Genomic DNA, 12,371 nt, shown 5'->3' on the forward strand with positions numbered 1-12,371 from the left:
CAGACTTCTCTTCCTCTGCGCCTCCCTTGATCTGAGCGCTTGCTTGATCCTGGCAGCATTGCTCGATCAGACACGGAGAACCGATCTCCTGGGACAGCCTCGGTGGCTGATCGCCTTCGCACTTCTGTACCTGCTGTTCGGCTGGCTGTTCGGTACTTATACGGTGCTTCGCTGGCCCTGGTTGCGCCTGCGTCTGGTGATCCTGCGCCTGATGATCACAGCCCTGGCAACCATGCTGGTTGTGGCCCTGATGGATTGGCTCTTCAACCTGCCTGTGGGGCTTTACCTGAGCCACCGAAGCACACAGACGTTCCTGCTCGGTTCCCTCACCGTCTGGGCGCTGCTGGTGAGACTGGGCCTCCGCTGGCTGGGCCGCCACTCACCCCAGCGAGACTGGGGCCTGATGGCGACTCCTCACGAAGCCCCGGCAATCCTGCGGGAGTGGCAACGCACACCCTTTGCGGTCACCCCTCGGGTGCTCACCCCTGCGGGCCATGCCTTCCCCCCGGGCGGTGTGGTCCTTGGCAGCGATCTGCGCTTGGCCCCCGACCAGGAACACCAGCTTCAGATTCTGGGTGACAACGGTGTCCCGATCACAACAGTGATCGAGCTGGCGGAGCGGGAACTGGAGCGACTGCCCCCCGCCCTTCTGCCTGCCGACTGGTTATCCCAGGCTGACATTCCCTGGTCTGACACCTTCAGTGTGCAACGCCAGCTCAAACGTGTTGCCGATGTGGTGGTAGCGGTCCTTCTGCTGGTGGTCTGCCTGCCTGTGATGTTGTTGGCAGCTCTCCTGATCTGGCTTGAGGATCGAGGGTCAGTGTTCTATGTCCAGGAGCGCAGCGGCTGGATGGGCCATACCTTCCGACTGCTCAAGCTGCGCACCATGACCCGCGCCGATCCGAATGCGCCTGCCAGCTGGACCTTGCCTGGTGACTGTCGCATTACGCGGGTGGGTCAGTTACTGCGGCGGGTGCGACTCGATGAACTGCCCCAGTTGATCAACGTGCTCAAGGGCGATATGAGCCTGATCGGCCCAAGACCAGAGCGCCCGGAGTTCGAAGCTGAGCTGGAAATTCATATTCCCCACTATCGCAAGCGCTATTGGATGCGACCAGGCCTGAGCGGCTGGGCTCAGGTATGTGCGCCCTATGCCGCAAGCCTGGAGGAAGCCGAACTCAAGCTCAGTTATGACCTTTACTATCTACATAACTGGAGCACAGCTTTAGACCTGCTGATTCTGATCAAGACGATCAAGATCATTCTCAAGGCAGGGGGCCGCTGAGGTGAAGGCACTGGTGTTTGGCTGCACTGGCCAGGATGGCTCACTGTTGTGTCGCTCGCTGCTGCGCCAAGGGGCGACAGTGGTGGGTGTGTCCCGCTCCAGCAATCCCAACCTGGCAACCCATCAGCAGCTTGGCATCACAGGAGACCTGGAGCTGACCACAGCAGATCTCTGCGATTTCCGCGAGATTCTAGAACTGATGACCCGCCATCAGCCAGAGGAAATCTATAATTTGGCAGCCCAGTCGTCGGTTGGACTTTCCTTTCGTCAACCGGTGGACACCTTTAACAGTATCATCAATGGCACGATCAACCTACTGGAGGTTGCACGCTTCGCCGACTTCAATGGACGACTCTATTTTGCCGGCAGTAGTGAGATTTTCGGAAATACGCCGCGACCCGCCGATGTGCGGAGTCCGCGCCAGCCTCTGAGCCCTTATGCCATCGCAAAAGATGCCAGCTTCAATACGGTGCAGGTCTATCGACAAGCCTATGGTCTCGGCTGCGTGACCGGCGTCCTGTTCAACCACGAATCACCCTACCGCTCCTCCACATTCGTAACCCGAAAGATCGTTGACGGGGCATTACGCTGCCGACACGATTCCCGATTTCGCCTACAGCTAGGAGATCTGTCTGTAGCGCGAGACTGGGGCTGGGCCGAAGAATATATCGACGCCATGCAGCTGATCCTTCGCGCCGACTGCCTGGAGGACCAGGTGATCTGTACTGGAAGAATGGAAACTCTGGAATATTTTGTCGCCCGCGTATTCCGGGAGCTTGACCTCGACTGGCACGATCATGTCGACCTTGTGGAGAGCCTGCGGCGTCCCTCGGAAATCCTCAGCAGTGTCGGAGATCCCGCGCCGATGCTGGAACGCCATGGCTGGCGGGCACGGCTTGATGTGGATGGTGTGATCGCAGCCCTGATCAGCCACGCCTGCCCCTGATCCGGGGACTGGGACGGTCGGTGGTGGATCCGTAGGCCTCCAGATGGTCCTGCACCAGCCGCTCGGGGGCGAAATGACGACGCAGCCGGGCATAGCGCTCTCCTCCCAGCCGGTGACTCGGCCGCGGCAGAGTCTCCTGCCCGGCCGCGGCCAGCAGCTCGCTCCAGACCCGTGCATTCAGGGCCGGCAGCAGGGTCGCGAAGCTCTGGCCAACCTCCCGGTGCACCTCCAGATCTGAGGCCACCACTGGCGTGTCACAGGCGAGAGCTTCGATCAGCGGAAGGGAGAACCCCTCAGCCAGGGAGGGCACCAGCACAGCTTCGGCGTGGCGGTAGAGCCAGGCCAGCACCGGATCCGTCGCTGCGAGTTGCAGCACCGCATCCTCCAGACCCTGGCCATGGATCCAGCGCCGCTCCTCGGCTCTCCAGGGGCCTCCTCCGGCACAGACCAGCAGGGGCTGATCCCTGCGACCCCGATCGCCGTCGCCGCCATGCAGCAGGCTCAGGGCCCGCAGAAGTGTGAGGCCGTTCTTGTAGGCGTGGCGCTTGCCCACCATCAGCCAGAACCGTCGCCCCTCCAGCGCCTCCACGGGCTGGGGGACCAGCCTGTCGATGGCGGTGGCGAGGTGGATCACCCTGAGGGGCGTCCGCAGGGTCGGCTGAAAGAAAGCCAGGTCGTCGGCGCTGGCGGCGCTGATGCTGATGATCAGGTCAGAGACCTCCAGCCACCCCGGCTTGTTGGCATGGGGGGAACGCAGGGCCGGCAGGAAAAAGTGCTCGGGATGGCGCTCCGGCGTCATGTCGAACAGGCTGCTCACCAGGCGTTGGTGGCTCTGCAGCCGATAGGGCCCGCCGCCGTAGAACGTGGCGTGCACCACATCCGCCCGCCGCCAGGGCAGGTGACCGGACCAGGGCCAGCAGCCCTGGCGCTCCTCCGCCATCAGCACCTCTGCGCCCGCAGCGCGCAGATTCAGGGCCAGTTCTCGGAAGTAGCGGCTGATCCCCCCCCGCCGCTGCCGCCGGAAGATCTGGCCATCGAAGCCGATGCTGACGCTCTGGGAGAAGCGAGAGGGCATGCTTCAGTCTCCGGTATCCCGGGTCACAGCGTGCCCATGGACCCCCTCCCTGCCGCCCCTGTGCCCGTGAAGGCTGCGTCTCCCGAGACCGATGCCGCAGGGTCCGGTTCGGAAGGCGGGCTGCCGCTGGTGACGGTGATCACCCCCTGCCTCGAAGCCGCGAGAACCTTGCCCGAGACGCTCACGAGCGTGGCGCGGGCTCGGCAGATTCTGCGGCAGGCCGGTGAAGACCTGGAGCATCTGGTGATTGATGGCGGCTCCCGTGACGGCACCCAACGGCTGCTGGAGCGGCATGCAGACCGTCATCCCTTCTGCCGCTGGCAGACGGACATCGGCGGCGGCCCCTATGCCGCCATGAATGTGGGCCTGCGGCTGGCGCGTGGCCACTACAGCCACGTGCTCAACGCAGACGATCTCCTGCTGGATCCGGGCGCCTACGCGGCCTTCCTGCTGCAGGCTCGTCGGCGGGAAGCCGCTCTGCTGCTGGCCTCGATCGGATACTTCCGCCGGCCCGATCGTTGGCTGCGGGCCCGGTGGATGGTGCCATCCCCGCCGCGGGATCCGGCCCTCTGGCATCAGCGGCTGCGCAGCGGGCTGCACTACCCCCATCCCGGCTTTCTGGCCGAAACCGCCCTCTACCGGGCCACCGGGTTCGATGAGCGCTACAGCCTCTCCGCCGACTACAAACTGATGCAGACCCTGCTGCTGCGACCCGAGCTGGCGGATCGCGTCCAGATCTGCTCGGACCCGCTGGTGGCGATGGCGGAGGGTGGGGCCACCAGCGGCTGGCGGGCGATCCTGCGGGGCCGGAGGCAGTTGGCCGCGATCAACCGGGAGCTGGGGATTGTGGCGCCGCCCTGGCGGCGCTACTGGGGCAAGCTGCGCCTGCGGCTGGGGCCGCGTCCGGCTCCGATACCCTTGCCCGATTGTCCAGGAGAGGAGGGGTGGCGCCGCTGAACATCGCCTTTGATGTGAGTCAGACGGGCCCGCGCAAGGCCGGTTGCGGGTTCTATGCCGCCGCCCTGATCGACGGCCTGCTGGCCTCGGGTGCACCGCATCGCTACACCCTGCTCACCAGCTTCGGCGATTTCTTTCACGATCCCAGCCAGGCGGCGGCCTTCCCCCATCGCCGTCAGGGTGTGGCGTATGGACCCCGCCTGCCGCGACGCAGCGATGCAGAGGCCTTCTGGCGGGATCGGCAGCGGGTGAACGATCAGCTCGCCGGCTTCGATCTGGTGCACGCCAACAACTTCTGGTGTCCGCCCTGGCGGCTCCGTTCCACCCTGATCTACACGCTCTACGACCTGAGCTTTGCCGAGCATCCCGAATGGACGACCGAAAAGAATCGGCTCGGTTGCTTCCAGGGTGTGCTGCAGGCCTCCCTGCGGGCGGACTGGCTGGTGGCCATCTCCCATGCGTCAAAGCGTGCATTCCTGCGTCATTTCCCCCACGTGCCGGCGGAGCGGGTGCGGGTGATCCATCCGGCCTCACGCTTCGATCAGCCCGGCTTCGATCTGCAGCCCAGCCAACCGCGAGCCGCACTGTTCCGCAGCGGCCGGCCCTTCCTGCTCTCCACCGGCACGATCGAACCGCGCAAAAACCAGCGCTTCCTGGTGGAGGTGTATCAACGCTTCCGGGAGAGGGGCGGAGCGGCGATTCCGCTGGTGTTTGCCGGTGGCAAGGGCTGGTTGATGGAAGGCTTCGAGAAGGATCTGGCGGCATCGCCCTGGGCCTCGGATATCCACCTGCTCGGCTATGTGAGTGATCGGGAGCTGATCTGGCTCTACCGGAACTGCCTGTTGAACCTCTACCCAAGCCACTACGAGGGCTTTGGTCTGCCTGTGCTGGAGGGGATGGGGCAGGGGGCAGCGGTTCTCAGTTCCTCGACCACCTCACTGCCCGAGATCGTCGCGGATGCCGGCATCCTCCTGGCACCGGATGATCGCGACGGCTGGGTGGAGGCCATCGAGAGTCTCCTGAACCAGCCCCAGAGGCTTGCCGGTCTGGCTGCTGCAGCCCGGGACAGGGCTGCAGCCTTCAACTGGCAGGACAGCACCCGCCAGCTGCTGGAGCTCTACGAGGAGGCCGCGGCAGCCTCGGCGGCCTGACCCTCCAGGGCATGACGTCGACTGGCACGGCGCAGCTCCCGCAGAGCGGAGATCCCGACGCGATGGTTCCAGCGCCACTGACTGCGCATCGTTTCCAGATAGAGGCTGATCTTGAAGCGCAGGGGATGGTCGCTGCGGTCGATCCAGGCCGCCGTGCTGTGGTGCGCGTAGGCGAAGACCCATCGCAGCGGCACCTGGCCGTCGTAGGCCTTGAACATCTCGGCGATCTCCCGATGCACGGCCGGCCGGTCCCTGAGGGTCTTGTTGTCGGCGTAGAGGCGGGAGCCGGCCAGCTTGTCGCTCAGGTAGGCGAAGCGGCAGCCGGCATCGGCAAGCCTGAGCCAGTAGTTGTAGTCCATGCAATACCGCAGACCCGGATCCAGCAGACCCACCGTCTCCACCACGCGCCTGCGGAAGAACAGGGCCGGCTGGCAGATGAAGCAGGTGTGGCGCAACAGTTCCGGATCCCAGAAGGTGGTGGGGTAGGCCTCGAAGGCCCTGTCATTCAGGTCGATGTGATCGGCAGCTCCGTACACCACATCCAGGTCGGGATCGTTGGCGAAGGCGGCAGCCACCCTTGCAAAGGCACCGGGGTAATAGACGTCATCCGAGTTGATCCAGGCGATCACATCACCGCCGGCCGCCTGCAGACCCTGGTTCACAGCGTCAGCCTGGCCTCCATCCGGCCGCGACACCCAGCGCACCCCGTCACCTGCGGCCTCCAGCACCTGCAGGGTGTCGTCGGTGCTGCCGCCATCGAACACCAGATGCTCATGGGCGGGATGGCTCTGACTGGCCACGCTGGCCAGGGTGCGGGCCAGAAAGGCCCCCTGGTTGTACGAGGGCGTCACGACACTGATGCGGATCGATGCGCTCATGGAACGGTGCTGCGGAGATGATTCTCGGAGGCGCTCAGCCTCAGGCCACCGGACCGGCGGCATGGGCTTCCTGGAACAGCTCCCAGTACTGCTGAGCCATCACAGCCGGCTGGGCGTAGGCGTCTGCCTGGCTCAGGCCCCGCTCGATCAGCCGGTCTCGCAGGGCCGGATCCTCCGCCAGCTGGCGCAAGGCATCGGCGATCTGCTGGGGATGGCCGGGATGGAAGCGCAGGGCGGCCTCCCCGGCCACTTCCCCCAGGGCGGTGGTGTCGCTGCAGGCCACCGGCAGGCCGCGGGCCATCGCCTCGATCACCGGCAGGCCGAAGCCTTCGTAGAGGGAGGGGAACACCACGGCCAGGGCGTGCTGGTAGAGCCCCTCCAGCTCCGCATCGCTGACGAATCCGGGCAGGAGGACGGCCTCAGCCAGACCGAGCTGCTCTGCCAGCTCGCGCAGGGGCTCGAGCCGGTCGACGCCATCACCGGTGCACACCAGTTTCAGGTCGGCTGGCAGCCCCTGGTGGCGGGCCATGGCGAAGGCACTGAGCAGCAGTTCATGGTTCTTGTGACGCCAGAGATTGGCGGGGTAGAGGAAGAAGCGTCCGGAGGGCAGGGCGCAGGGGGGCTCAGCCATCGGCACGGCCCTGCGGCTGAGGGCCATGCGGTGGGGAATGACCACGATCCGGCCGGGATCGCCCCCCAGCTCGATCGCCTCCTGACGGGAGAACTGGGAGATGGCCGCGATGCGACTGGCCTTCGCCAGCATCTGGCGGAAATGCTCCAGGCGCTCCCGGCGGGCCGCGGCGGGGAAGAAGTCGGGATAGGCCTGCACCTGCAGGTCGTGGAAGGTGGACACCGTGGTGAGGCTGGCCCGGTGCAGCAGCGGTGCTCCAAAGGGGCAGTAGAGCAGCTGCGCTCCCTCGCCCCGGTTCGGTTGCCCGGTCTCCACCGGCGTCCCGGGCCGCGAGGCCAGACGTCGACGCCAGCGGCGACCCGCCCGACCCAGACGCCGCGAACCCAGCCAGCGTCCGGCCGCCACCGCGGGGATGACCGGACCGACGTGGAGATTCGGCTCCAGCGGCGATGCGAGTGCCAGTTCCGGCAGCAGCTCGGGCCGACAGGTGCAATCGAATCGCACCTGGGGGTGCTGACGGGCCAGCTCGGTCAGCAGGGTGAGGATGAACGGCTTGGCGCCACCGTTGGCGCCACCGGGGAGCATCGGGGTGAGGTCCACCCAGAGGTGTTCCAGGGGGGGAGGGGGGGCAGGCATCGGCAGGCCGGCGGAACGATCAGGACTGGCGCCCCGCAGTCGGTGCAAAGCAGCGACCCAGGGCCCGCCAGGGTTTGGTGATGGCCCAGGAGCTGCTGCGCAGCAGGGCTTCCAGCCGTTGTTCGAGATTGTCAATCCTGGCCAGCAGGGCGCTGCGTTCGCGGGCCCAGTGCTGTTGATTCGCTTCCCATTGCTGCTGCTGCCGGTCCAGCTGCTGGCGGCACACGCCGGCCTGGTGCCATTGCTCCTCGGTGAGACGACACAGCAACGCCGCCTCCTGCAGGGCCCAGTGGCTCTGGCGTGCCTGGAAGGCCTGATCGTGCTGGCAGAAGGGCGCAGCGAGCCGTCCTACCGCCCGGATGTCGTGCTGGTCGGGGGTCGTGCCGCGGGTGCTCTTCTCATCGTGGATGCCACTCACATCGCTGGCGTAGTAGGGCGTCTTGCCGAGCTGCTGCCAGAGATCGAGGCAGAGGGCGATGTCTTCGCCGCACACCCGGAAGCTCTCGCGCAGCCCCCCCACCGCCAGGAAATCGGATCGACGCAGCAACATCAGGGCGCCGGTGACCGCGGGGATCGGGCCTGATTCGAGCGCTTCCGGGCCCTCGGCGTCGATCAGGGGCCCCAGCTGGGGTCGCAGGCGGTTGTACGGCAGACCCTCCGGGGAGGAAAACAGCAGCCCGGCATGGCTGATCTGTCCGCCCGACTGGCGCAATCGACCGCCCAGCACCCCGACCTCCGGGTGCTGGCTGAGGAGATGGATGGCGCGATCGATACTGCCGGGATCAAGGATGAGATCATCGTTGAGTAGCAACAGCCACTCACCCTGCGCCTGCCGCGCCAGAGCGTTCATGTTGCTGGCGAAGTGATACGGCTGCCGCTGAGCGATCCGAAATCCCGGCAGAGCAGGCGCGGGGGGCTGGAGAGCGTTCTCAGCCTCAGCGCTGCCATTCCAGGAGCAGAGCACTTCATCACCCGGGTGCCAGAACGCCCGGGCGTCCTGGAGTGTGGCCAGCATGCGGTTGAGCAGCTCCGGTGTGCGGGAGATCACCAGGCAGGAAAGGCCACCGGCCCGGTGGAGGTCCGTGTCCACGGCGGCTGTGGACATCACGCCAGGGTCCATCCTTCCTCGGGCCCGGCGGCGAGACTCAGCTGCAACCAGGGATGACGCTGCTGCAGGTGGCGGCTCACCAGCCGCAGCCGCTGATGGGTGGCGGTGGCGAGCATCGATTCAGGGTGGCGGTGGTAGGTGGCCAGCCGCTGCGGAGCCAGCACGCCCTGGTAGCCGGCTTCCATCAACTTGCACCAGAAGTCGTAATCCTCCCATCCGCCCGGAATGTGGGCATAGCCCCCCACCGCGTCCCAGGCGCTGCGCCGCACCAGGGCCATGGCGTCCAACAGGTTGCGATCCAGGAAATGGCAGCGCTGCCAGCTGCGGCCGCTGATCAGGCTGGGCGCCGCCCCTGTGGAGTCGCTGCCCTGCAGCACGCCGTCCTGGAGCACCTCCACCAGGGGATGCACCACGGCGATGTCTGCCGGGCTCGCCTGAGCCAGGCGCAGGCAGGCGGCCACCGCCTCGGGGTGGAGCAGGTTGTCGGCATCCAGCACGAAGCACCAGGGAGCCTGGGCGAGCCTGAAGGCGGTGTTGCGTGCGGCCGCCAGACCGCCATTGCCGGTGTGCCGCACCAGCAGGGCACGCACGAAGCGTTGACCGTGGCGCTCCAACCAGGCCAGGCAGCGCTGCTCGCCACCGTCCTCGGAAGCATCGTCGACCACGATCAGCTCGAGGGGTCCATGGCTCTGGACGAGGACGCTTTCGAGGGCCGCGGTAATCCGGTCGGCGTAGTTGTGCAGGCTGATGCACACCGCCGCCGTAGGCGTCTGCACCAACCCGCCTGGCCCGGAGGCGTCGCCTTGCCAGGCCCACAGAAGCGTGTGGGTGGGCCTGGGGGTCTGCACCGGCGGTGGTGCTGGCGCCCCCTGGGCCCGCCAGCGCAGTTCCCCCTGCAGCTCCATCGCGCTGAGTGGCGCCACGAAGCCCTGGGGCGGCAGCCAGCCCGGTGCCGGGTCAGAGGGGGGCATCAGGGCCTGCCACCCCCGCAGCAGCCGTTCACTGCCTGGGGGCTCGAGCCGCACCAGCTGGATGCCGGCACGGTTGCAGGCATCCAGCCAGGCGGCCAGCAGCCTGGCCTGCTGCGGGGTCTCGATCGCCAGGTCGTCGAACTCCGGCCAGCCCCAGATCGGTGGCGCCAGGCTTCGTTCCCACTCTGCTCCCAGACTGCCGAAGGCGAGGATGGGCGCCAGCCCGGCCAGGGCCGCCGCGGGTGGTACTCCGAGCTGCCGCGCGGCTTCGGCCTCCGCCTCCTCCACCGCCAGCCAGCCGTTGGGGGCGACGCCGGGCTCGAGGGGTTGGGCATTGATCCCCAGGCGACGCAGCAGCGGCACCTGCTCGGCCCTGGCGAACACCCAGGGCAGCAGCGCCAGACCGAGCAGCTGCAGGCTGGCGGGGCCCGGCGGCAGGGGGCTCAGCACCAGGGCGATGACCGACTCAGCCGCTTCGGGCGGCGCCTGCCCCTCGATCAACGAGAACCCCGGCGGCAGGGGTGCATGCTGCAACCAGGCATGGACCTGCCAATCGTGCAGGTGGGTGCCCAGTACCTGCAGGCGGCAGCGCTGTGGAAGCGGCGGTGGATCCGGAAGCAGGGCAGCGGGCAGGGTGAAGCTTCCGGGGGGGGCAGCGGCGATCGCGGCCAGATCGTCGGCGCTGAAGCCCTGCCGTTGCCAGTGACGGAGCCGCTCCACCGTCTGCTGGAGATCGTCACCCTCCAGGGCCAGAGCTGCTGCCCCCCACGGATGGAGCCCCTCCAGTCGGGCGGCGCGCCAGAGCGCCTGCCGCTGCAGTGTGCCGGCCAGCCAGCGCGGTTCGGCCACCGGGGAGGGCGGGATGCCGGCCGCCAGACCCACGGTGAGGAAATGGCGCAGCGGTGCTCCCCGAACGGTGAGGCCTCGGTTACGACAGGCCAGCCGGTAGGCGTCCCCCTCGAAGGCGGGATGGGGGGAGCGCTGCTCCCGCCATCCCCGCCACCAGTAGTGGCAGAGGGGGTCGTGGTCCAGGCCCAGACCCGGCGCCTGGCGGCGATAGTGGGCCGGATCGAACCAGGGGCCCACCTCCGCCTGGGGCGCCAGGGAAGCGCGCCGATGGATCAGCTGGGAGCGCAGGGAGCGGCCGGCCGGTGCGATCGGCGGTATCTGCTGGCGCCCCGGCGCCGCCAGCCAGCGAACCAGCCGCCTCTGCCGGCGTTCCCGATCGGGCGGCCCCGCAGCCAGCTCCTGCAGCGCACGGTGCAGCCGACGAAGGCGCGGGTGCAGGGCCTGGGGGAGCTCGGCGCGGGAACGGCGGCTGCGCCGATGACCTGGGCGGATGCAGGCCGCGGCAGCCTCGAGGGCCGCTGACATGGGGTCGGCTTCCAGGCAGAAGCGTCCCAAGGCCTGCAGCTGGCGGCGGCAGGTCGAAGGATCGAACCAGGCGCCATAGTCGACCACCAGCAGGGGAAGATCAGCGGCATCCAGCAGAAGCGCACGGTTGTGGCGCCACCAGAGGCGCTGGGCCCGCCAGGCGGTCATGCCGGCGGCCCGGCGATCGCGCTGGAGCAGCGACACCATCACCTCGGCGGGATCCCGCACGCTCAGCACCAGCTTCAGGGGCACCCCGCGCTGCGCGGCGACCTGGCGCCAGAGCGGCAGCAGCAGGCACGTGCGCGGATCCTTGATGGCCCAGGGCCCAAGCTGGCGCCGCTGCTCCTGCGCCAGAAGCCGGTCGAGGCTCTCGGCAGCGCTGCGTACTGCGGGAAAGTCGAGCCAGCCCTCGGGCCGATGCAGCACCCCCGCTTCCGACGGCCACCACTGGCCCATTGCGATCAGCAGCTGCTCCTGCAGAGCCGTGATGTCGGAACGTTCGTAGTAGCCCTCGGGGTTATGGGCATCGCCGGCGATCAGATCACCCGGCAGCGGCACCCCCAGTGCCGGCAGCAGCGAGCCCAGCAGCGAGGTGCCGCTGCGATGCATTCCCACCAGCAGGATCAGGGACGGGGACTCCGGCGGGCTCAATCCGGGGACGGTTGGACAGGGGGCTCACCGTAAAGGGAGCGTTCCCAGGCGCTCCAGCGGGGGTTCACCGCATGGATGCGGGCACGGTCTGCCGCGCTGAACCAGGGCTCAAAGGCTGGGTCCACCACAGGCTTGGCATTTTCCCGCGGTGGTGAGTGCAGCGCCGGCGTGCCCGGCGGCAGCAGGGGCAGCAGATGCTGATTGAAGTCGGCCGTGAAGTGCTCGAGCCGCAGGGCGCACATCTCGGACGTCAGGCCGAAGTACTGGAGCCACCAGTCTGCAGCCACCCAGGTGCCGCCAAGGCGGAGTGAATAGGAGAGCCCGCTGCGAACCGGCTCAAACGGGAGATCCGGCAGGTTCATGTGCCGCCGCTTGTGGTGCCAGTCGCTGATCAGCCAGGCGTCCAACCGCCGCGCCGTGATGAAGCGGCGCCGCTGCCCGGCCTTCCAGCGGCCAAGGCTTTCCCTGAGGGCAATGGAATCGTGCTTGGCGGGGGTGTCGTCGGCATCGACGGCGATCCCGGGGAGATTGAGCTCGCGGAACAGACGCGTCATGGTGGTGCCGCCGGTCTTGGGCAGATGAAGCCACAGGAACGTGTCGGCCACGATCATCGATACCCGCCTCTCGGTGGTGGATCAGCAGCGACATCCTGGCTGCCGCCGGCACGGCCCCCCATAGGATCCCGGCAACGTGGGGGAAACGAGCCGG

10 protein-coding genes are annotated in these 12,371 nt (G+C 67.5%); 4 read left to right on the plus strand and 6 right to left on the minus strand.

The window, feature by feature from the left end; genetic code table 11:
* The first annotated feature begins 43 nt into the window (after positions 1–43).
* Complete coding sequence (locus H8F26_RS03605) at positions 44–1,285, plus strand: sugar transferase (RefSeq protein ID WP_231605443.1); 1,242 nt, start codon at positions 44–46, stop codon at positions 1,283–1,285.
* Position 1,286: 1 nt separating this feature from the next.
* Complete coding sequence (locus tag H8F26_RS03610) at positions 1,287–2,231, plus strand: GDP-mannose 4,6-dehydratase (protein WP_197157528.1); 945 nt, start codon at positions 1,287–1,289, stop codon at positions 2,229–2,231.
* Here H8F26_RS03610 and H8F26_RS03615 read toward each other — a convergent pair.
* The gene (locus H8F26_RS03615; protein WP_197157530.1) at positions 2,212–3,306 is read right to left on the minus strand and encodes a glycosyltransferase; all 1,095 of its coding nucleotides are present in this window, start codon (positions 3,304–3,306) and stop codon (positions 2,212–2,214) included. The two genes, H8F26_RS03610 and H8F26_RS03615, sit on opposite strands and share 20 nt — an antisense overlap.
* Positions 3,307–3,342: 36 nt before the next feature.
* Here H8F26_RS03615 and H8F26_RS03620 point away from each other — a divergent pair, with 36 nt between their 5' ends.
* Complete coding sequence (locus H8F26_RS03620) at positions 3,343–4,263, plus strand: glycosyltransferase (RefSeq protein WP_197157532.1); 921 nt, start codon at positions 3,343–3,345, stop codon at positions 4,261–4,263.
* Positions 4,251–5,414 carry a glycosyltransferase family 1 protein gene (locus H8F26_RS03625; RefSeq protein WP_197157534.1) on the plus strand — a complete coding sequence of 388 codons (1,164 nt, stop codon included), beginning with the start codon at positions 4,251–4,253 and terminating at the stop codon, positions 5,412–5,414. The genes H8F26_RS03620 and H8F26_RS03625 overlap by 13 nt, the downstream gene beginning before the upstream one ends.
* Here H8F26_RS03625 and H8F26_RS03630 read toward each other — a convergent pair.
* Genes H8F26_RS03630 through H8F26_RS03650 form a run of 5 tightly spaced genes read right to left on the minus strand, consistent with a single transcriptional unit; the run spans position 5,381 to position 12,274 of the window.
* Positions 5,381–6,292 (minus strand): glycosyltransferase family 2 protein, encoded by a 912-nt coding sequence (locus tag H8F26_RS03630; RefSeq protein WP_197157536.1) that lies wholly within the window; start codon positions 6,290–6,292, stop codon positions 5,381–5,383. The genes H8F26_RS03625 and H8F26_RS03630 overlap by 34 nt on opposite strands.
* Before the next feature lie 40 nt (positions 6,293–6,332).
* Positions 6,333–7,559: a glycosyltransferase family 1 protein gene (locus H8F26_RS03635; RefSeq protein WP_197157538.1), complete on the minus strand. Its 1,227-nt coding sequence runs from the start codon at positions 7,557–7,559 to the stop codon at positions 6,333–6,335.
* Positions 7,560–7,578: 19 nt separating this feature from the next.
* A complete protein-coding gene (locus H8F26_RS03640; protein WP_197157540.1) occupies positions 7,579–8,664 on the minus strand; it encodes a glycosyltransferase in 1,086 nt (361 codons plus the stop codon).
* Positions 8,664–11,663, minus strand: coding sequence for a glycosyltransferase (locus tag H8F26_RS03645; RefSeq protein ID WP_197157542.1), 3,000 nt, complete (start codon positions 11,661–11,663; stop codon positions 8,664–8,666). The genes H8F26_RS03640 and H8F26_RS03645 overlap by 1 nt, the downstream gene beginning before the upstream one ends.
* Positions 11,660–12,274, minus strand: a complete 615-nt coding sequence (locus H8F26_RS03650) for a hypothetical protein (RefSeq protein ID WP_197157544.1) — start codon at positions 12,272–12,274, stop codon at positions 11,660–11,662. The genes H8F26_RS03645 and H8F26_RS03650 overlap by 4 nt, the downstream gene beginning before the upstream one ends.
* Between the last annotated feature and the right edge of the window lie 97 nt (positions 12,275–12,371).

It is taken from the genome of Synechococcus sp. CBW1006 (assembly GCF_015840525.1).
In the GTDB taxonomy this organism is placed as follows: Bacteria; Cyanobacteriota; Cyanobacteriia; order PCC-6307; family Cyanobiaceae; genus CBW1002.